This window comes from Chlorobaculum thiosulfatiphilum, from assembly GCF_006265165.1.
Classification (GTDB): domain Bacteria; phylum Bacteroidota; class Chlorobiia; order Chlorobiales; family Chlorobiaceae; genus Chlorobaculum; species Chlorobaculum thiosulfatiphilum.
On record NZ_VDCH01000036.1, the window covers coordinates 1 to 19752 of the forward strand.

At 53.9% G+C, this 19752-nt stretch carries 19 protein-coding genes and 2 tRNA genes; 17 read left to right on the forward strand and 4 right to left on the reverse strand.

The annotated features are described in order from the left end of the window. The 3 genes from FGF66_RS11535 to FGF66_RS12990 form a co-directional block, all read right to left on the reverse strand. Nucleotides 1–249 (reverse strand): transposase family protein (locus tag FGF66_RS11535; protein ID WP_139456716.1); only part of this gene is annotated, 249 nt, incomplete at its 3' end. Nucleotides 250–404: 155 nt separating this feature from the next. Next, the gene (locus FGF66_RS11540) at nt 405–1001 is read right to left on the reverse strand and encodes a hypothetical protein (RefSeq protein WP_139457784.1); all 597 of its coding nucleotides are present in this window, start codon (nt 999–1001) and stop codon (nt 405–407) included. Between the two features lie 40 nt (nt 1002–1041). After that, nucleotides 1042–1449: a DUF5763 domain-containing protein gene (locus FGF66_RS12990; RefSeq protein ID WP_246046682.1), complete on the reverse strand. Its 408-nt coding sequence runs from the start codon at nt 1447–1449 to the stop codon at nt 1042–1044. A gap of 287 nt (nt 1450–1736) precedes the next feature. On the opposite strand from FGF66_RS12990, the gene FGF66_RS11550 reads away from it, so the two are divergent. The 8 genes from FGF66_RS11550 (at nt 1737) to FGF66_RS11585 (ending at nt 8043) form a co-directional block, all read left to right on the forward strand. Beyond that, nucleotides 1737–2537, forward strand: a complete 801-nt coding sequence (locus FGF66_RS11550; RefSeq protein WP_246046683.1) for a lipoate--protein ligase family protein — start codon at nt 1737–1739, stop codon at nt 2535–2537. Nucleotides 2538–2549: 12 nt separating this feature from the next. Beyond that, nucleotides 2550–3383 (forward strand): 3-methyl-2-oxobutanoate hydroxymethyltransferase, encoded by an 834-nt coding sequence (panB, locus tag FGF66_RS11555; protein WP_139457785.1) that lies wholly within the window; start codon nt 2550–2552, stop codon nt 3381–3383. Nucleotides 3384–3659: 276 nt separating this feature from the next. Then, nucleotides 3660–4460: a CDP-diacylglycerol--serine O-phosphatidyltransferase gene (pssA, locus tag FGF66_RS11560; protein WP_139457786.1), complete on the forward strand. Its 801-nt coding sequence runs from the start codon at nt 3660–3662 to the stop codon at nt 4458–4460. Between the two features lie 42 nt (nt 4461–4502). Next, complete coding sequence (purS, locus tag FGF66_RS11565; RefSeq protein WP_129051524.1) at nt 4503–4757, forward strand: phosphoribosylformylglycinamidine synthase subunit PurS; 255 nt, start codon at nt 4503–4505, stop codon at nt 4755–4757. A 15-nt stretch (nt 4758–4772) separates the two neighbouring features. Beyond that, nucleotides 4773–5477 (forward strand): phosphoribosylformylglycinamidine synthase I, encoded by a 705-nt coding sequence (gene purQ, locus FGF66_RS11570; RefSeq protein ID WP_139457787.1) that lies wholly within the window; start codon nt 4773–4775, stop codon nt 5475–5477. Between the two features lie 12 nt (nt 5478–5489). Further along, nucleotides 5490–6797 carry an MFS transporter gene (locus FGF66_RS11575; RefSeq protein WP_139457788.1) on the forward strand — a complete coding sequence of 436 codons (1308 nt, stop codon included), beginning with the start codon at nt 5490–5492 and terminating at the stop codon, nt 6795–6797. A 34-nt stretch (nt 6798–6831) separates the two neighbouring features. Further along, nucleotides 6832–7509, forward strand: coding sequence for a DUF1847 domain-containing protein (locus FGF66_RS11580; RefSeq protein ID WP_170181357.1), 678 nt, complete (start codon nt 6832–6834; stop codon nt 7507–7509). A 51-nt stretch (nt 7510–7560) separates the two neighbouring features. Beyond that, nucleotides 7561–8043 carry a DUF2141 domain-containing protein gene (locus FGF66_RS11585; RefSeq protein ID WP_170181358.1) on the forward strand — a complete coding sequence of 161 codons (483 nt, stop codon included), beginning with the start codon at nt 7561–7563 and terminating at the stop codon, nt 8041–8043. Between the two features lie 96 nt (nt 8044–8139). Here FGF66_RS11585 and rsmA read toward each other — a convergent pair whose 3' ends face one another. Next, a complete protein-coding gene (rsmA, locus tag FGF66_RS11590) occupies nt 8140–8952 on the reverse strand; it encodes a 16S rRNA (adenine(1518)-N(6)/adenine(1519)-N(6))-dimethyltransferase RsmA (protein WP_139457790.1) in 813 nt (270 codons plus the stop codon). A gap of 104 nt (nt 8953–9056) precedes the next feature. Here rsmA and FGF66_RS11595 point away from each other — a divergent pair, with 104 nt between their 5' ends. From FGF66_RS11595 to FGF66_RS11635, 9 genes are all read left to right on the forward strand, one after another. After that, complete coding sequence (locus tag FGF66_RS11595; protein ID WP_139457791.1) at nt 9057–10040, forward strand: transketolase family protein; 984 nt, start codon at nt 9057–9059, stop codon at nt 10038–10040. 112 nt (nt 10041–10152) lie between these two features. After that, complete coding sequence (locus FGF66_RS11600; RefSeq protein ID WP_139457792.1) at nt 10153–10491, forward strand: YbaB/EbfC family nucleoid-associated protein; 339 nt, start codon at nt 10153–10155, stop codon at nt 10489–10491. Between the two features lie 10 nt (nt 10492–10501). After that, nucleotides 10502–11116, forward strand: coding sequence for a recombination mediator RecR (gene recR, locus FGF66_RS11605; RefSeq protein ID WP_139457793.1), 615 nt, complete (start codon nt 10502–10504; stop codon nt 11114–11116). A gap of 45 nt (nt 11117–11161) precedes the next feature. Further along, a complete protein-coding gene (locus FGF66_RS11610; protein WP_139457794.1) occupies nt 11162–12550 on the forward strand; it encodes an oleate hydratase in 1389 nt (462 codons plus the stop codon). A gap of 107 nt (nt 12551–12657) precedes the next feature. Beyond that, nucleotides 12658–12730, forward strand: a tRNA-Arg gene (locus FGF66_RS11615). Nucleotides 12731–12751: 21 nt separating this feature from the next. Next, nucleotides 12752–12824: transfer RNA gene (locus FGF66_RS11620), tRNA-Pro, on the forward strand. 563 nt (nt 12825–13387) lie between these two features. Further along, the gene (locus FGF66_RS11625) at nt 13388–14254 is read left to right on the forward strand and encodes a hypothetical protein (RefSeq protein ID WP_139457795.1); all 867 of its coding nucleotides are present in this window, start codon (nt 13388–13390) and stop codon (nt 14252–14254) included. Nucleotides 14255–14344: 90 nt separating this feature from the next. Further along, nucleotides 14345–17848 carry a cadherin-like domain-containing protein gene (locus FGF66_RS11630; RefSeq protein WP_139457796.1) on the forward strand — a complete coding sequence of 1168 codons (3504 nt, stop codon included), beginning with the start codon at nt 14345–14347 and terminating at the stop codon, nt 17846–17848. A gap of 715 nt (nt 17849–18563) precedes the next feature. Beyond that, the coding region (locus FGF66_RS11635) for a DUF4347 domain-containing protein (protein ID WP_139457797.1) at nt 18564–19752 on the forward strand (1189 nt) is incomplete at its 3' end.

The window sequence follows — 19752 nt, forward strand, 5'->3', positions numbered from 1 at the left end:
TTGACAACGTGGCAAACAGGCCACCAGAATGGTCTCGAACTGCATGGTATCCAGATGACGCCATCGTTGCTCAGTGGTATGGTCATAAATGCTGCATGATGCACCGCATACCGGACACGCGACCTGCTTGCCGGTACAGACCAGTCTGATCTCGACCCGCTTGCCGCTCATCGACAGATGAACGTTCTCGACCTTCCAGTTTGAGGAAAGACCTAAAAGTTGGTGGTAATGGCTCGTCAGGCTCTGCATGGGAGTATCAAGGTGCGGTTGGGTAAAGCTCAAAATTACTCTATGTTACCTCATACACACCCTTCTTCCCACGATATTCTGCGAAGAGCCCAAATATGAGGCGATGTCGCATAGTCCCGCAATGTCATTAATGCTGGTTTTTTTGACGCAATATCTTATTTCATGGTCATAACCGTATTTATGTTTTTTCTAAACTCGTCTGCTTCTTTGTCGGTAATCTTTGTTTCGAAGCCTTCAAGCGTAAATGATAGGATTTTCTTCTTTTTCATATGTTCTATCAATAATTTTTCGTATTCGATATTGCCCATCAATACGGCGTGAATTGTTCCAATATTTCCCGCAATGCCTTTAAGTCCATCATCAAAAACCATTGAATTTACACGAGATGACTTTTTTGAATATTTGAAAACCTTGCCGTCAGCAAAATAAATCTCGATTCTTCCTTTATTTACATCATTGAGTTCTTGATTATTGCGGCCATTTAGATAAAGTTCAAAATCTTCATCATCTTCGCCGATATTTCTTTGAAAGACGATTAACTTATTAATAAATTCAGTGGCAACAGCGTCGCTCAATGGAGTCCTGATCTGAACTTTATTTATCACCGGATTGCTCTGAAAAAATCTCGAAATCTTTGTTCTGTTTATACCCTCATCTGGGCCTAATTGAATTTCATTCTGAGAGGATTGATCTTGACAGCCATATAAAGTGCTTGTTGCTGCAATTACTAAAATATAAAATGCTTTTCTCATCTCTGTTGAGTTTATCTTGATAAATACTCAGTTTATGATTTTATCTTGAAAGCCATTTTCCAACTCCTTGCCAGTCTCCCGTTATTAATCCATAAAGAATTGCAAAAGCAATAATTACAAGCATACAGCCCATAACGTAGCTGTCATTCTCTGCTTTTTGTTCAGGAGTCATGTTGTTGTATAAATGCTCAGCTTCTCGACGCCGTGCTTTTCGTGTGGGAGTTCCACCATGTATGTGGCAAAACCCGTTTGCGCTTGCTTGATTACGACACGGATTGCCAGATTTCGTAAAACCTTGACACTGCATTTTATTATGGTTTACATATTCCGCATGGTACGTATCCAGCATTGATCGCAGCCTCACGACCGCTGAACAACACTGTACATTGGGCACAGTTATAATATTTACATCGTGGTTGATGGAATTTTCGTGTACTTGGGTTGCCATGATAAGCAACACCAGCTTCCATGTTAATAATCGTGTTTACAAATGTAAATGCCAGTACCATAAGCAGCATAATGATGAATCGCATTTGCTTACAGTGAAAGGACATATCCAAGAGATTATGGGTTCAGTAAATGGTACTGCTCGGGATACTACTACTGGAATGATACGGAAAGTTTATGAAAGTCCGCAGGAAAAGCCCCTGCTCGCCACTTCTTTTTTTCCCCTGCGCCTGTTATTTTCTCACCGGAAGTCCTTGCCCTGCCAGTTTGTGTTATCTTGATACCCTCATGGAACCTCTTTTTTCATCGGTTTACTGCGTCGATACCGGAGCCTGTTCCGGTCAGTTTAACATGGATTTCGATGTCCGGCTCATGCGGGCGTTTGCGGATGGGGCGTTCGCGCGGGCGTTTGGCGAGGGGGGCTGCCTGTGGCGGTTCTATGCGTGGTCGCCTTCGACGGTGTCGCTCGGGCGCAACCAGAATCCGGCGGAGATCGACCGGGAGCGGTGCCGCGCCGAGGGCGTCGATGTGGTGGTGCGGCCCACAGGCGGGCGGGCGGTGTTTCATGCCGACGAACTGACCTACTCGTTTTTCGCCGCCACGCCGCTGCCGAATGAAGCGATCTACCAGATGGTGCACGAAACCATCGCGCGGTCGCTGTCCAAAGTCGGCGTCGCGGCGGAGTTCTGCCGGTCGCAGCCTGACTTCCGGGCGCGGTACGCATCCCCCGAATCGGTCTCCTGTTTCACCGCCTCGGCCCGCTACGAGTTGCAGGTCGGCGGGCGCAAAATCGTTGGCTCGGCGCAGCGGCGCCAGGGAAATGTGCTGCTCCAGCACGGTTCTTTGCCGCTGACTGCGCGTCATCGGCAGATTTCTCGTTATCTTGCGGGTGCGTCCCGCGAACTTGTCGATGCGGTCGATGCCGACATGGAGCGCAAAACCGCGTCGCTCGACGAGTTCTCCGGCGCGGGTTATGCCGATCTCGTACCGCTCCTCATCGCCGAAGTGGGGAAGGCCGCCGGATCGGGCGCGAAACTCTTGACTTCCGGGGAGATCGAACGCCTTGAAGGTTTTCATTTATCACTCTAATTTACGACCGATATGAACCAGCCCTCCGCCAATAAACTACCTCACGTCACAACCCGCAGGATGCTCGATATGAAGCAGCGCGGCGAGAAGATCGCCATGCTGACCGCCTACGACTACACGATGGCGCGGATTCTCGACCGCTCGGGCGTTGACGCGATTCTGGTCGGCGACTCGGCGAGCAACGTATTCGCCGGGCACAATACTACGCTGCCGATGACCGTTGACGAGATGATTTATCACGCCAAGGCGGTGGTGCGCGGCGTACATGCCGAGACGCGCCGGGCGATGGTGGTGGTCGATATGCCCTTCATGAGCTACCAGCTTTCGTCGGAGGACGCAGTGCGCAACGCGGGCAAGATCATGAAAGAGCACGAATGCGACGCCGTCAAGATGGAGGGGGGCAAGGTGATCGCCGAGGCGGTCAAGCGGATCACCGACATTGGCATTCCGGTTATGGGCCACCTCGGCCTTATGCCGCAATCTATTTACAAATATGGTAGTTACAAGGTTCGCGCGATGGAGGATGAGGAGGCTCGGCAGCTCCTCGAAGATGCGAAGATCATCGAAGAGTCCGGAGCGTTCGCCATCGTGCTTGAAAAGATTCCCTCGAAACTCGCCGGAGAGGTGAGCCGCTCGCTGACGATTCCGACCATCGGCATCGGCGCGGGGCCTGAGTGCGACGGCCAGGTGCTGGTCATCAACGATATGCTCGGCCTCAGCAACGAGTTCCGCCCGAGATTCGTCCGGCGCTACGCCGACCTCTCCTCGGTGATCGAGCAAGCTGTGAAAAACTACGTCATCGATGTGCGCAGCAACAGCTTTCCGTCGGAGGAGGAGAGTTACTGACGCTTCCCCAGACTTTGTCTGACCCAGAATGACCTGTGAAGAAAACAGCGTTATTCGGAACGATGCGCAGCTCTCGATCCCGTCGGGGGATTTTTCAACAATCATCGGCGCGGCCTTCGAACTCTTTGTTGTAAAAGAGTACCGGAATCGCTTACTTTTCAAAACTTTTACAAGGGTATAGACGCACCGGTTCAGGTCGTCGTCCACCGGAGTTTTGATGGTTGTGATGGCAGGTCTGGCGCGAAACGGTGAAACTTTACTGAAGTACATTCATTTATGAGTACAGAAGAGAGAACAGCTCGGCAAAAACGCTATCCTCCGGTTTTGCAAGACGGGGACCAGCGGCCCCGGCGGCGCTTTCCCTTCGTTTCGCGCTCGTTCGTGCCGTCGGTGTTCACGGTCATGAACATGGTGTCGGGCTACGTCTCCATCGTCATGGCGGGCGAGGGCAATTTCATCATCGCCGGGTGGCTCATCTTTGTCGCGGCATTTTTCGACACCATCGACGGCTTCGTGGCGCGACTCACCAACAGCTCCTCCGAATTCGGCGTGGAGCTCGATTCGCTCTCGGATCTCGTCTCCTTCGGAGCAGCGCCAGCGTACCTTGTTTACCAGTTCGGCCTCTCGACTCTCGGTATGCCGCAGGGGCTGCTCTTCAGTTCGCTCCTGATGATCGGCAGCGGATTGCGTCTCGCTCGTTTCAACATCAACCTGATCGATTATCACAAGGACTCTTTTTCCGGCCTTCCCACTCCCGCGCAGGCAATGACCATCGCCTCGTTCGTGCTGTGGATGAGCGTCGAACCCCTGTTCACAGGCGTCGCGCTTCAGAAGGTGCTGCTGGTTCTGACCGTTTCGCTCGCCATTCTCATGGTCAGCAAAGTCAACTACGACGCCCTGCCCAAGCCGAATCTCGAATCCGTTCGCCGTCACCCTTTTCAGATGATTGCGTACGTCATCACGATTTTCTGTGTGCTGGTCTTTCAGGCCAAGGCTTTTTTTGTGGCCATGTTATTGTATATTCTGCTCGGAATCGTCAGGTCCGTGACGCTCATGGTCAGGCAATGGCAGCTCTGATGCGTCATTCCGGCCTCCTCAACTTGCAACGTAACCATTGCTATGGCATTCAAGGCTAAGATCAAAGTGACCCTTCGTCCCTCGATTCTCGATGTTCAGGGGAAGGCGGCGCAGCATGCGCTTGAAAATCTCGGGTATTCGAGCGTCGAGTCGATCCGGATCGGCAAATACATGGAGGTGACTATCGACGAAGCCTCCCAGGCCGAGGCCGAGCGCGTCTGCTCGGAAATCTGCCAGAAGCTCCTGTCGAACCCGATCATGGAAGATTTCAGCTTCGAACTGGAACCCGTCAACTAAACTCCGCACGCTCTTATGGCTGATGTTACCGTTGGAATCGTGGTATTTCCCGGTTCGAACTGCGATCACGATACCGAATACGCCGTCGCGTCGTTTCCCGGCGCAAAGCCGGTGATGCTCTGGCACAACGACCACGACCTGAAGGGGTGCGACGCCGTCATCCTGCCCGGCGGATTTTCCTACGGAGACTATCTCCGCTGCGGCTCCATCGCCCGCTTTTCGCCGCTCATGCGCGAAGTGATCGACTTCGCAGGCAAGGGGCGTCCGGTGCTCGGCATCTGCAACGGCTTCCAGGTGCTGGTCGAATGCGGCCTGCTCGAAGGGGCGCTGATCCGCAACGCCGGGCGAAAGTTCGTCTCTCGTCAGACCACCATCAGCGTCGCCAACAACACAACGATCTTCACCGATCGTTACGAAAAAGGCGAGGTGCTGCGCGTACCGGTGGCGCACGGCGAAGGCAATTACATCGCTTCGCCCGAAACCATCGAGAGCCTCGAATCGAACGGGCAGGTGGCGTTCCGCTACACCGACGCCGGGGGCAACGCCACGGAGGAGGCGAATTTCAACGGCTCGATGAACAACATCGCCGGAATCGTCAACAGGCAGGGCAATGTGCTCGGCCTGATGCCGCATCCCGAACGCGCCAGCGAAGCGCTGCTCGGCTCGGAGGATGGACGGCGCTTGTTCGAGTCGCTCTTCGCGCATCTCGGCGGAGCGTAACCCGGCCTTCCGATGGGCATGAACGACACATCGCAGAAGGCCCGGATTTTTTCATGGCTGCTGTTCGATTTCGCGAACACATCGTTCAGCGTCATGATGGTGACGTTCGCCTTTCCGCTCTACTTCAAGAATATCATCTGCCATGGCGAACCCTGGGGCGACGCGCTCTGGGGCGCGAGCGTAAGCATCTCGATGCTGCTCGTGGCGCTCATTTCCCCGGTGCTTGGCGCGCAGGCGGACTACTCGGGCCGCCGCAAGCGCTTTCTCTTCGCCTTCACGCTCATCTCGGTGCTCTCGACCGCGCTGCTCTCCTTTTCCGGGCCGGGCATGGTGCTCGTGGCGGCGGCGCTCTTCATCCTCGCCAACATCGGCTTCGAGGGCGGCCTGGTTTTCTACGACTCCTGGCTTCCGGAGATCACCTCCCCGCGCAGTATCGGCAGGGTCTCCGGCTACGGCTTCGCGATGGGCTACCTCGGCGCGTTCGCCATTCTCTTGCTCAATCTGCCGCTGCTCTCGAAGGGGATCGTGCCCGCCAACATTTCCAACCTGAAGCTCAGTTTTTTGCTGGTCGCCATTTTCTTCGCTGTTTTCTCCGCGCCGCTTTTCCTGACGCTGCGCGACACGAAAGGCTCGGCAGGCGCGACGCCCGGCGGCGAGCGGCGGCGCGAGCGCGGCTCCTCGTTCGCGCACTCGATCAGGGAGGTCGGCTACACGATCCGGCACATCATGAGCTATCCCGATCTGGCGCGGTTCCTGCTCGCCTACTTTTTCTACAACGACGCGATTCTGACGGTCATCGCCTTCTCCTCGATCTACGCGCAGAACACGCTCGGCTTCACGACGGGCGAGCTGATCACCTTTTTCATGACCGTGCAGACGACAGCCATCGTCGGCTCGGTGGTTTTCGGCTTCGTTACCGACAAGATCGGCCCGAAGCGCACCATCGTCATCACGCTTTTTATCTGGTTCGCGGTGATCCTGATGGCGATTCTCTCTGTGAGCAAAGAGACCTTTTTCATGACCGGCCTGCTTGCCGGAATGTCGATGGGTTCGTCGCAGGCGGCCTCGCGCTCGCTGATGGCGCGGCTGACGCCGAAGGAGCACGTCACGGAATTTTTCGGCTTTTACGACGGTAGTTTCGGGAAGGCGTCGGCAATTATCGGCCCGCTCGTGTTTGGCATCGTCTCCGCCCAGGCCGGAAGCCAGAAGATCGCGCTCGCCTCGCTGCTCGTTTTCTTCGGCCTCGGCCTTCTGATTCTCACCGGCGTCAGGACGCGAGCCACCGCCGAAGCCGCGTCGGAAGTATCTCGAATCGAGTGACGGCGGCGTTTAACCCATTTTGAAAATGACTGTTATGAACGATGAACCGAAACCGGATCGTGCCGGAAACGAACGCGGCTGCGTGGAGTGCCACACGATGAGTTGCTACCGCAAGGAGAAGCGCCTGCCGGACGGCTGCCTCAGCGAGGCGATTGGTAGGGAGCAGCTCGACCAGAGCCTCGAGTTCTACCGTGGCGACGGCATCGACGCAAAGATCGCCAGAGCCGCCGCCGAAGTCGAGGGGCTTTACTACGGAAAGCTGACCCGCGCCGAGGAGATTGTCACCTTCGCCCGGCGCATCGGCGCCAAAAAGATCGGCCTGGCCACCTGCGTCGGGCTTGCCGGAGAGGCCCGCGTTTTTGCGAAGATTCTCGAAGCCAACGGATTCGAGCCGTTCTCGGCGCTTTGCAAGGCTGGCGCGGTGGACAAGAGCGACATCGGTCTCGACGAGGAGCTGAAACTCAAACCCGGAAGCCACGAATCGCTCTGCAATCCGGTGCTGCAAGCCCGCGTCATGAACGAAAAGCCGACCGACCTGAACGTCGTCATCGGCCTCTGCGTCGGCCACGACAGCCTCTTCGCGAAGCACTCCGACGCCCCGGTTACGACGCTCATCGTCAAGGATCGCGTACTTGGCCACAATCCCGCCGCCGCGCTCTACACCACCGGCTCATATTACAAACGCTTGCTCGAACCAGGCCGCGAGCTTTGAGGGAAGCGGCAACTTCGTGAAGTTTCAAAGAACCTTTTGATGGAAATTGTCATGAAAAGATCATGCTGGATAGTCATCATCGCGTTGCTTTCCGTGCAACTCCCGGCGATGTCGCGAAACGCCGTCGCTGCCGAGCCAGAGCAGGTCGAAGTTCCGGCTGGCGTCGGCGCGATCACGGTCAAGATTACCGGTTTGCGCAGCAGCGACGGCAATCTCTCCGTGGCGTTGTTCAATGCGAAAAAGGGATTTCCCGGCAAATACGACCGGGCGATCAGGAAAGCCAAGACTCCGGCGGCCGGTTCGGCGCATGTGGTGGTTTTCGGCGATGTTCCCTACGGTACCTATGCGGTCGCGGTTCAGCACGACGAGAACGGCAACGGCAAGCTCGACGCCAATTTCCTCGGAATGCCCAAAGAGGGGGTCGGGACGTCGAACAACCCCAAATCGAAATTCGGCCCGCCCTCGTTCGACGATGCCGCTTTCGTGCTCGATCGCAAAAGCGTGGAGCTGACCATCAATCTTCGCTATCTCTGAGCGGTTGCGGTCTGCTTGAAGAGTCTGTCGATTGGAAGCTCTATGATCCCGTTCTTGGCGCAGCGTTTCGTTGTTGATTTTTTTTTCATCATACGGTCAGAACGATCGTTCGTCTGCGTCACCCCGGTCAATCGCCCGAAGCTGCCCGAACAGCGTTATCAGCTCCGGCACAGAAAGCGCCTCTGCCCGCAATTTCAGTGTGGCTTCCGGTACGGCTGAGTTGTCGTAATATTCCTTCAGATTGTTCCAGAGCGTCTTCCTTCGCTGATGAAAAGCTCTTCGCACGAAAAGACGAAATCCCTCGCAGTCCTCGACTGGGTCGGCGGCTTTCGGCACCATGCGGATGACGGCGCTGTCAACTTCCGGGCGGGGTTTGAAGACGGATCGGCTTACCTTGAATAAATATTTTACATCGCAAAAAGCCTGCATCTGCACGGCGAGGATGCCGTACTCCTTTGTGCTCGGAACGGCGGCGATGCGCTGGGCGACTTCATGCTGCATCATCAGCGTGGCCGACGCGACGAGATGCCGGTTGTCGAGCAGCCGGAACAGGATCGGGCTGGTGATGGAGTAGGGGATGTTGCCGAGCACGGCGAGTTTGCCGCCAGCCGCGAGCGGTTCGAGTGGCGCCTTGAGGAAGTCGCCCTCGATGAGTTCGATCTGCGGGTGCTCCTCACGAATGAACCTCGCCAGCTCGCGGTCTTTCTCGATGGCGGTGAACGATGGCACCACTTCGAGAATCGCCGTCGTGAGCGCGCCGAAGCCGGGGCCGATTTCAAGCACCCGGTCGCCTTCCCTGATTCCCGACTCACGGACGATCTTCTTCGGGATGTTCTTGTCCAGCAGGAAGTTTTGACCTAATTTTTTTTTTGCCGCTATATGCGTATGCTTATATTCAATTTTTGTCATCGGAATGGGCTTTGTGGGCGCAACTCAATATCAATGGCGGGGTTAACCCGGCAGACACTCAGTTCCTGCGTAACTTTTTTCAAATTTAAGGTATTCTGTCATTAATGGGAGAGAAAATTACCATCGAACAGACCGCGAAGTATTCTTCACGGGGCAACAAGGCTACCCGCACCGGATTTGGCGAGGCGCTGCTTGAGGTTGGCCGCCAAAATCCGTCCGTTGTCGCTCTCTGCGCCGACCTGACCGGGTCGCTGAATATGAACCTCTTCCGTAAAGAGTTTCCGGAGCGCTTCATCCAGACCGGCATCGCCGAGGCGAACATGATTTCGATGTCCGCCGGCTTGGCTACCACCGGCAAGATTCCCGTGGCGTCGAGCTTCGCCGTTTTTGCGACCGGGCGTGTCTTTGACCAGATTCGCCAGTCGGTCTGCTACTCCAATCTCAACGTTAAAATCTGCGCTTCGCACGCCGGCCTGACGCTCGGCGAGGATGGCGCGACCCACCAGATTCTCGAAGATATCGGTCTGATGCGCAGTTTGCCGCGCATGACCGTCGTCGTGCCGTGCGACTACAGCGAAACCAAACGCGCCACCAAAGCCATCCTCGAACATGTCGGGCCGGTCTATCTCCGCTTTGGCCGTCCCAACGTGCCGGACTTCACCTCCGACGAGGATGGCTTCGAGATCGGCAAGTCCATCGAGCTGCATCCCGGCAAGGATGTCACCGTCATCGCCTGCGGCATCATGGTCTGGAAAGCGCTCGAAGCGGCCCGGATTCTTGAAAAAGAGGGGGTGACGGTGCGCGTCATCAACATGCATACCATCAAGCCGATCGACACTCTCGCCATCGTCCGCGCGGCCAACGACACTGGCGCGATCGTGACCGCCGAGGAGCACCAGATGTACACCGGTCTCGGCGAGGCCGTGGCCAACGTCTGCGCCCGCAACATTCCCGTGCCGATCGAGATGGTCGCCGTCGAGGACACCTTCGGTGAATCGGGCAAGCCCGACGACCTGCTGAAAAAGTACAAGCTCACCACCGAGGATATTCTGGAGAAAATTTACCTCGCGCTGCGCAGGAAGAGCTGATTGAAAGAATAGGTCGTATAGGACTTACACGACCTATAAGACTTATGAGCACGATTTCCCGCTTATGAGCACGATTTTCCGGCCTTGAGCCAAAACCACAGGAGAACGAACCATGGCGATGCCTAATTTTGGCGATATGATGAAGCAGCTTCAGGAGGCTGGCTCGAAGATGCAGGATGTGCAGAAGCAGCTCGAAAAACTGGTTTCCGAGGGCGAGGCTGGCGGCGGCATGGTGAAGGCGAAGGTCAACGGACGGCAGAAACTGCTCGAACTTACCATCGATCCCGAGATCATGGATGATGTCGATATGGTGCAGGATCTGGTCGTGGCCGCCGTCAACAAAGCGCTCGACGCTTCGGCGCAGCTCGCGCAGAACGAGATTCAGAAAGTCGCTGGCGGCATGATCAATCCCGCCGACCTGATGAAGCATTTCGGCGGCCAGGGGCAGTAAGCCGTTTTTCATGCGTTACAGCTCAGGAGCCGTCGAGGCGCTCATCGAAGAGTTCGCGAAGTTGCCCGGCATTGGCCGCAAGACCGCCCAGCGGCTCACCATGCACGTCTTGCAGACGAGGCGCTCCGAGGTCGAAAAGCTCACGTCGGCCCTTATCGACGTCAAGGAGAAGGTGATCCGCTGCTCGGTCTGCCAGAACATCACCGATCTCGGCGTTGACCCCTGCCACCTCTGCACCTCCACCGGGCGTGACCGTACGGTCATCTGCGTCGTCGAATCTCCCACCGAGGTGCTCGCCTTCGAGAAAACCGGCCACTACAAAGGATTGTACCACGTGCTGCACGGCGTGATTTCGCCGCTCGACGGCGTCGGCCCCGACGACATCAAGGTGCGCGAGCTGCTCGTGCGCATCGGCCCCAGTGTATCGGACGAAGTGCGCGAGGTGGTGCTTGCGCTCAACCCGACCGTCGAGGGCGAAACGACATCGCTCTATATCAGCAAACTGCTCAAGCCGCTCGGCATCAACGTTACCCGCATCGCTCGCGGCATTCCTGTTGGCGCGGAGCTTGAATTCATCGACGAAGCGACGCTCTCGCGGGCGATGGAGGGGCGCTCGGCCATCTGAGTCGCAGCGATCGCAACAACAGTTATTCAGTCACATTCGGAAGTAATGAACGGAGAGAAAAAAAGGGTTCTGATTATCGGCGGCGGCTTGGCCGGTCTCGCTGCCGCAAAGCGGCTCGTCGATCGCGGATTTCAGGTCAAGGTGCTCGAAAAGCGCCCCATCTACGGCGGCAAGGTTTCGGCCTGGAAGGACGAGGAGGGGGACTGGATCGAGTCCGGAACCCACTGCTTTTTCGGCGCGTACGGCGTACTCTACGATCTCATGAAGGAGATCAAGAGCTACCACGCCGTGCTCTGGAAGGAGCACCAGCTCACCTACACGCTCGAAGGCGGCAACAGCTTCACCTTCAACACCTGGGACCTGCCGAGTCCGCTGCACCTGCTTCCGGCGATCATCAAAAACGGCTACTTCACCTTTGGCGAAATGGCCTCCTTCTCGAAGTCGCTCGTCCCGCTGGCGCTCCAGAAGGCCAACTACCCGCCGACGCAGGATCATCTGACCTTCGCCGAGTGGGCCGACCAGAAGAAGTTCGGCAAGCGCCTGATGGACAAGATGTTTCGCCCGATGGCCCTCGCGCTCAAGTTCATTCCGCCGGAGGAGATTTCGGCCAAGATCATCCTCGACGTCACCGAAACCTTCTACCGCATTCCCGATTCGTCGCGCATGGGCTTCCTGAAAGGCTCGCCGCAGGAGTATTTGCACCAGCCACTCGTCGATTATTCGATAACGAGAGGCGCGGTGTTCCAGAATCAGTCGGCGGTGGACGAACTGCTTTTCGACGGCCAGCAGATTCGCGGCGTGCAGTTGCGCAACGGCGAAATTCTCGATGCGGACTACTACGTCGCAGCGCTGCCGATCCACAATCTCTGCAAGGCGCTGCCCTCGTCGCTCAAGCAGCACGACCGCTTTTTCGGCAACCTCGACCGGCTGGAAGGGGTGCCGGTTATCTCCGTGCAGCTCTGGTACGACCGAGAAATTACGTCAATCGACAACGTGCTTTTCAGTCCGGATGGCGTGATTCCGGTCTATGCGAACCTCACCCGCACCACGCCCGATTACCGCACCCTGCGCGGCGAGCGCTTCGAGGGCAAGACGCGCTTCGAGTTCTGCGTCGCCCCGGCCAGGGAGCTGATGGAGCTGAGCAAGGAGGAGATCATCGCACGGGTTGACCGCAGCGTTCGCGCCAACTTCCCGAAGGAGTCGCAGGGGGCGAAAATCCTCAAGTCAACGCTCGTCAAGATTCCGCGCTCGGTCTATGCGCCGCTGCCCGGCATGGAAGAGTACCGCCCGACGCAAAAGACGCCGGTCAGCAACCTTTTCATCGCGGGCGGCTTTTCGCAGCAGCTCTACTACGACTCGATGGGCGGCGCGGTGATGAGCGCCAATCTCGCCGTCGATGCGCTTGTGAAGGCGGCCTCCGGGAACGGGCATTGAGGCTCGAAAAATTTCCGGAAACTTTTCGAGACCGTGCGAAAGTTGTTCTTTTTCCCGATTTAAATATTATCTTTGCATTCCTGTTTGAATGACCCTTGGGTCACGAGGCCCTTGTAGCTCAGTGGATAGAGCAGCAGTTTCCGGAACTGAAGGTCGGCAGTTCGAATCTGTCCAAGGGCACAAGGTTCAACAGGACACCATCGGGGTGTGGCTCAGCTGGTAGAGTGCTGCGTTCGGGACGCAGAGGTCGTGGGTTCGAGTCCCGCCACCCCGACACCAAAGGCGGTTACAGCAAGTACTGTAGCCGCCTTTTTCTTTTTCCCCTTCCCCCCTCTCTCTTTTTTCATTATTTGAAACGCAATACCAGCTCCTTGCAGCAACGCCTGTGCGTATGTTGGCGAACTGTTTTTCCCTGAACAAAACCCTTTGTCAGAAGTGCGTCATTTTCAGCATGACCTGCATACTGAATTGCAGGTCGTCTGTGGCGAACTGTTGTTCTTTTTTTTGATGGATTTTTTTTGTAAAGCGGTGTAAAAAGTAAAGTATTTAAGTGCTTTGCGTATTTCTTTGATATTAAAAAATATGTGATATATTCTCAAAGTTACGTCTGAATTTTGGTATTCACACTGAGTCTGTTCTCAGCCGTTTGTTCAAAAACGTTCCGCTCAACCAATGGTTTGCCCCTGCCATTATGCCTCACATATCTGTTTCCGTCTGCTTTTTTTCACGCTCTCCATCATGCGCTCAGGATCGACGCTCAAGAACTGATGTTTCCTGAGTGACAAGGAGTCTTGCGTTTGTACGGTTTTTGATTGACAGAATTTCACCAGGAGTTCGATGGCTAAAACAAGGGTGTTCCATGTTTCCGGAACGGAGTCGTCAGTAAGAAGAGCGATCATTTTTTTGTTTCTGCTTGGCTGCTCCTTCATGTTTCCGGCAGCGCTTCGGGCCGACGATGCGAGGCCGGGTATAGATGGCGAGAGGTATCGCTGGCGCGTGAAAGCCGGGTTGCAGGTCGCGCACCAGAATCCGGATTTGACCTACGATCCTGTCAACACGTCGGATACACCGGTCTGGAACGAGAATTCCGATCGGGCGTTGACCGATTTTTCCTTCGTTTCGCTGCAACGCGACCTGACCGATGTCTCGAACATCGAGTTGTCGTACCGAAGAGATGGCGTCGGTGGCAAGATTCATGGGCGCCAGAGGATGCATTTCCTCTTTTTTTATGTCCCCGTTACGCTCACCGAACCGCTGGAAATGGAGTTGAGGCGTTTGAAACTTCAGTATAACCGCGTACTGTGGACGCCGGGGCAGTTCAGTCTTGGCGCGTCGGTCGCCGTTCAGGCCTTGCAGATTACGATGGATGCTACGTTGCCGAATCTGTTCAGGTCAATGGATATAGACGATCATTTCGATTATCTGGTCGTGTCGCCACTGGTTGGGGGTTTTGCCGAGTACCAGACGAAGGGGCCGCTGAAGTATCGGGTTTCTTCCGAATGGGTGAGCGTTCCGCTCGGCGACGTCCGGGGAAAGCTGATTGGCGTCAATGCCGGTGTTGACTACCGGTTGAGTGACAGGTTCTTTCTCGGCTTGGGGTACCGGTTTGCCGACCTCAATATCCGGCTGCATCAAAAGCGGTACGATCTCAGGGGTTCCTATGAGGTTCACGGCTACGAAATGTATGCAGGGTTCGATTTTTAGTTCTGTTTCTGTTCTTTCTGGAAGAGATTTGCTGAAGTAGTTGCACAGCCCCTTTCATGTAATTTTTTCTCAATTCAAAATCCATTAGCAATGACTGCACTAACCCCAACGACGATCGGGTTGTATGATCTGGCAAATGCTGCCTGGAATGATATCGTCAATCTCAGACCGCGCCTTGCGTTTGATAGCGCCACGGAAGCGATTGCCGGTAATCTGGAGACACTGTTCTATGACATCGAAGAGGCCACATCGGACGATCCGATAGTGGACAATCTCAATGCAACCAATTTTACTGGAACCTTTTCAGGCGAATTGGGCGATATGACCCTGTCAGTTACCGGTACAGACATCAACAAGCTTTTTGGCGGTGGCGACTCTATCGGTACCGTTTACATCTCCAATGTTCACTTCGACTATTCCGGCGCCGGTTTTGAATTTGATTTGCAAGCTGCCGGAACGGGAATTGAGATCAATTTCGACGAGGTTCATGAGGATCGCGTCACTCTTCTCGACGGACGGTTCGAGTCGTTCAGCTTTACGACAAATGATCTGAGCGTCACAGCGGAAGGCTTGATTGATTTTGCCTACCATTACTCTGTGCATGATGTGCCCGTCGGCATCGGCGGTTCGTACTCTGTGGAGGAAGCGTCCGCTGAAATAAACGGCAAGCTGACCGACCTGACCATCGAATATCTCTCTGCCCCGGAAAACTACACGCTTTCTCTTGGTGGCGATATTCATTTTTCGATGGACGCCAGTGGTGAAGTTTCTATCGACGGCAGCAGCTTTACCCACTTCAGCATATCGGAATCGGGAAATTACTTTACCTACGCGGGCGATTTCACCTACCATGGAGATATCGATACCGGTCACGTTTCCGGTTCGGTCACCGAAATCACTGCGGCTGTTGCCGGAGCCTCTTTTGTTTTAAAGGGAGATATCGAGGTTGACGATAACGATGTCAGCGGTTACATCACCGATTTGACGCTTCACGCTGAAGGTGATGATCTGGAGGGAAATCCCTACGACGCCACCTACTCCTTTACCGGCAAGCATGTCGATATTCTCGATCTTTTCGAAGAGGGGGATGATAAAATAAAGGATATTAACGGTGATGGTGAGAGTAACGAGTACGATCTCGTTGATTTTATGCTCAATCACATCGACGGCGCTACCCTTACCGGCGTGAACCTGCCTCCCCATGCTGTTGATGATAAAGGTACTACCGATAGCAAGACGACCTTGAGTGTCGATGCGGCCCATGGCTTGCTTGCCAACGATACCGACTGGGAAGGCGATGGCTTGACGGTGAGCGAGGTCAGGTTTGACGGCAAATCATACACTGTCGGTGAATGGCACGTCACCGATGATTGGGACGAAACTCCGGTCTCCAGATTTATAATCAATGCAGACGGATCGTATGAATTCACTCCTTTAGATGATTATTTCAGCGATTTTCACCATGAAGATAGTGAAAGCGGCAGTTTTGATTACAGGGTCACTGATACGTCTGGAAATTCTTCGCTGTATGCGAAGCTGACGATCACGGTGACTGGCGCGAACAACGCGCCCGAGGTAGGCACGACGCCGCTTGAGAGCGATGCCGATGAAGGCGATGCGGCTTATCAGGTCAATCTGTTGGAGGATGCAAGCGACTCAGACGGCGATACGTTGAGCGTGACCGACGTGACTTACGATGGCTCGGCGACAGCGCCTGCCGGCCTGACGCTCGACGGCGATACGCTGACGGTCGATCCGTCCGATCCTGCGTTTGATTCGATTGCCGAGGGCAGCAGCAGAACGATCACCGTTGACTACACGATTTCGGACGGTTTCGGCGGCTCGGTGGCGCAGACGGCTGAAGTCACCATCGACGGCGTCAACGACGCGCCGACGAGCGAAGACGATCTCGAGACGATGACCAGCGAAGGGACGGAGAAGGTGCTGGCGATGACCGATTTCGGCACTTTCAGCGATCCCGATACCGGCGACACGCTCCAGACCGTGAAGATCACCTCTGTGGCCGGAGGTGAACTGAGGCTGTATCCGGATATGGTTCCGTTAGCGGCGATGGTGGTGGGTATGCCAGCTCCTGCTTATACTCTCGTCGGGGATGATGACGAGATTACATGGGAGCAGATCGAAAATGGCCAGTTGAGATTCGCGCCGGGTTCGGGAGTCAACACTGCGACTATCGGCTTCGAGGTTGGCGACGGCATCGATTTCAGCAGCGAATCGTACACCCTGACGGTCAAGGTTGCGGAGTCGGAAGATGTGTCTGAAGGTGGAGACACGGTGCTTGGCGATACGACGGTGACGCTGCCGACGGGTGTTTCCGGAACAAGCGAAACGCTTGCCGACGATTCTCTTACCCCGCTGGAGCAGGTTATAGCTTTTGTCGATAGCGAGGATGATCTCGGCTTCATGGTGAACCGTGAAGATGTTTACGAAAAAGCCGGTGAATATCTGGCGGAGGTGGGCGAGGTGCCGGTCAGGAAACTCACTCTGGAGGATACCGGTGATTCCGATACGCCGATCATCATCGATGGCGGCGAGACGGATCAGGTGCTGATTATCGATGCCAGTGACTTGCCTCCGGGAACGGTGCTCGACCTGAGCGGCGTACCCTTCGCGATCATCATCGGCCCCGGCCATTACGAGGGCGGTGAAGGCAACAACATCACGTATGCCGGTGCCGGTAGTCAGTTTATCGTTCTTGGGCCGGGTAACGATTATTCTGACGGAGGAACTGGAAATGACGTTGTCGGCTCCGAAGGCGGCAATGACACGATGCTCGGTGGTGCGGACAACGACCTTGTTTTTGGTGGAACCGATGACGACGAGGTTTACGGTGGCACGGGTAGCGATACGGTTGTCGGTGGCAGCGTTGTGAGTGCTGCGAGTGCCTCGACTCCCGGTGCTATCACGTTCGATGATGGTGCAGGAAACCTCTTGTATTATGTCGTGACCGACGATGCTGGTGATGACTCGATCAACGGCGGCGATGGCGACGATACGGTCGTGTATGTCGGGCCGCACAGCCAGTACAGCATCAGCTACGAATCCGGCGTTTATACGGTAGTCGATACGTCGGAAGGTGGCGGAACCGATACGGTGACCAACGTCGAGCATTTCCAGTTTGCCGATGACACTTTCTCAACGGATGACACGGTCGATACAACTCCTCCTGAGCTTGAAACAAACAATGTCACGGGTCAGGCTATTAGTGACGATATCGTTATCTCGTTCAATGAGATGGTTATGTCGGGTACGGGCGAGATCACCTTATACAAAGGTACAGACCTTGTTGACACATTCGACGTAACGGACCCCGAAGTGTCGTTTGTCGGTAATACCCTCGTCGTCAATCCGGATGGGAATCTGGAGTACGGCACGGACTACTACGTTACTTTCGCCGACGGCAGTGTCCTCGACCTTGCCTGTAATTCTTACGAGGATGAGCATGACGCATTCCATTTCACCACGATGAATGCAGCGGTGGCGGCTTCCGGCGGTTCGTCGGATGGCATCAGCGCAGGGGCGGTCGTTGCCGGTGTGGCCGGTCTTGGTCTTCTTGCGTTCGTGATCTTTTAGTCGCTTGTACTTGTACAGTATTGTTATTGCGGGGCCTGAAAAGGCCCCGCTGGTAATAAGTTTCTGAGGGGTTTTTCCTGTCGTTTCCATTGTTTGGCTTGGCAAAATGGGATTATTCGGTTTTTCATGATCGCAACTTTTCAAAGTGCTCAGTGTAAGTACATATTTCGATTATTTTCTTTTGGTTTTCATTTGACGGTTTCTTGTGTTTTAGAGTACTTCTAAAAAATGTAAAAACGATAAAGATTTGATGGTTGCTCATAATCGTTATTTCGGTGGATGTAAAAAGAAAATTGTTGTAAATATGGTGTGTTTGTTCTAAATTTCTACCATGATTTTCGTTAGTGTTTTTGCGAAGAAGGTCATTTTATCCCGTCCTCTTTTTTTTGTGTTAACAGTTGTTTTTAGTTTTCAGAGTTTGACTGATACCTGAATTTGCTATCAGGTTTCTTGAGTTGTCTGCTTTTTTTGTTGCTTCAATATGTTATTTGTATGAAAAATGTATAAGAGTAATGTTTTTTATTGGTTTTTTGGGTCTGATGTCAAAGCGGTTTTATTTGTGTTTTTTTTGTTCTTATAGAGTTCTTTAATCTTTAAATGCATAGCTTTTTCAAGCCCTACTCAGGGAAAAGGTGGTCTATAATGAGTTCGTGCTTTGTGCTTGTGTCGTAAAACTGTTGACTTTTTTTTGAATAAATCAAAATTACCAACAATCATGGCTACAACGAAAGTATTCATCGACAGCAGTCTTGATGGCTGGGAGTCGCTGATCTCGAATCCATCAGCTGACACAGAGTATCATGTGCTTCAAGCAGATCAGGATGGTATTGCTCAAATAGTTGAAACTCTTTCTTGTCAGGATGGGGAATACTCATCCATACAGATTATCTCACACGGATCTCCGGGTGCCATAATCATCGGCGATACAGTACTCAGTAGTGCCAACATCGGCTCATATGCTGATGAACTGGCAACAATTGGTCATGCTTTGCGAGATGGTGGAGATTTACTGCTTTATGGATGCAATGTCGGTGAAGGTGCTCCAGAACAACAATTCGTTGAAAACTTATCACAGATGATCGGGGCTGACTTAGCTGCATCAGATAATTCAACTGGCGGGACAGTCGTCGGTGGCGACTGGATTTTAGAGGTGAAAACAGGGCTGATCGAGTCAGAAATATCGATAAGCAGCAATGCATTAGAAAATTATGAGACAACTCTCGACGCAGCAACTGCTGATACGGATGAAAAGCTATGGTCAGAAATGGCTCATTTTTCACAACTTGCTTATCATCCTTCAGGTGATCTTCCGGGTTCATGGTCCTCGTTAGATATACATGTTGGTTCTGGCACATATGCTAATGGTTACTATTCAAATGGAAGCGCAGGTGCTTTTGTTGCTGTAAATCGTGACGCCGCCACTGCTGTTATTTCATTTGAAGGTAGCGATGATGCTGGGGATTGGGTTGCCGATATTATTGATATGTATAGCTTGGCGTTGCTTCCCGAAATACCGATCATTAACGCGTTTGATGAGTATGTGTCGAATCCATTAAATGGTATTAACAAAGTTTATGTGACTGGCCATAGTTTGGGCGGGGCTTTGGCTCAGGCATATATGATGGCACATCCGGATTCTATGGACGTTAGTTACGAATCGATAACATTTGCTTCACCAGGGTTTAACGAGGGCGAATGGGAAGCATTTGTTGCTGGTGGTCTTTATGTTGGCGGTATAGGTGGTGCTCTGGTTGGTGGAGCCATGGCTATACTTGCAGATGCTGTAGATGCTTGGAGGCATTATGATTCTCGTGTACTTCAGTTTGAGGGCATCTCTAAAAAGAGCGATTTGAAATATTCTTCTGACCAGCGACATCGAAACAAGGCGATATTGCCCTGCAAAC

What these genes read in the sequence shown, in the direction of transcription:
- FGF66_RS11540 (WP_139457784.1), bottom strand. Translation starts at nt 1,001, where the DNA reads ATGAGAAAAGCATTTTATATTTTAGTAATTGCAGCAACAAGCACTTTA.
- FGF66_RS12990 (WP_246046682.1), bottom strand. Translation starts at nt 1,449, where the DNA reads ATGGCAACCCAAGTACACGAAAATTCCATCAACCACGATGTAAATATT.
- FGF66_RS11550 (WP_246046683.1), top strand. Translation starts at nt 1,737, where the DNA reads ATGGAACCTCTTTTTTCATCGGTTTACTGCGTCGATACCGGAGCCTGT.
- panB (WP_139457785.1), top strand. Translation starts at nt 2,550, where the DNA reads ATGAACCAGCCCTCCGCCAATAAACTACCTCACGTCACAACCCGCAGG.
- pssA (WP_139457786.1), top strand. Translation starts at nt 3,660, where the DNA reads ATGAGTACAGAAGAGAGAACAGCTCGGCAAAAACGCTATCCTCCGGTT.
- purS (WP_129051524.1), top strand. Translation starts at nt 4,503, where the DNA reads ATGGCATTCAAGGCTAAGATCAAAGTGACCCTTCGTCCCTCGATTCTC.
- purQ (WP_139457787.1), top strand. Translation starts at nt 4,773, where the DNA reads ATGGCTGATGTTACCGTTGGAATCGTGGTATTTCCCGGTTCGAACTGC.
- FGF66_RS11575 (WP_139457788.1), top strand. Translation starts at nt 5,490, where the DNA reads ATGGGCATGAACGACACATCGCAGAAGGCCCGGATTTTTTCATGGCTG.
- FGF66_RS11580 (WP_170181357.1), top strand. Translation starts at nt 6,832, where the DNA reads ATGAACGATGAACCGAAACCGGATCGTGCCGGAAACGAACGCGGCTGC.
- FGF66_RS11585 (WP_170181358.1), top strand. Translation starts at nt 7,561, where the DNA reads ATGAAAAGATCATGCTGGATAGTCATCATCGCGTTGCTTTCCGTGCAA.
- rsmA (WP_139457790.1), bottom strand. Translation starts at nt 8,952, where the DNA reads ATGACAAAAATTGAATATAAGCATACGCATATAGCGGCAAAAAAAAAA.
- FGF66_RS11595 (WP_139457791.1), top strand. Translation starts at nt 9,057, where the DNA reads ATGGGAGAGAAAATTACCATCGAACAGACCGCGAAGTATTCTTCACGG.
- FGF66_RS11600 (WP_139457792.1), top strand. Translation starts at nt 10,153, where the DNA reads ATGGCGATGCCTAATTTTGGCGATATGATGAAGCAGCTTCAGGAGGCT.
- recR (WP_139457793.1), top strand. Translation starts at nt 10,502, where the DNA reads ATGCGTTACAGCTCAGGAGCCGTCGAGGCGCTCATCGAAGAGTTCGCG.
- FGF66_RS11610 (WP_139457794.1), top strand. Translation starts at nt 11,162, where the DNA reads ATGAACGGAGAGAAAAAAAGGGTTCTGATTATCGGCGGCGGCTTGGCC.
- FGF66_RS11625 (WP_139457795.1), top strand. Translation starts at nt 13,388, where the DNA reads ATGGCTAAAACAAGGGTGTTCCATGTTTCCGGAACGGAGTCGTCAGTA.
- FGF66_RS11630 (WP_139457796.1), top strand. Translation starts at nt 14,345, where the DNA reads ATGACTGCACTAACCCCAACGACGATCGGGTTGTATGATCTGGCAAAT.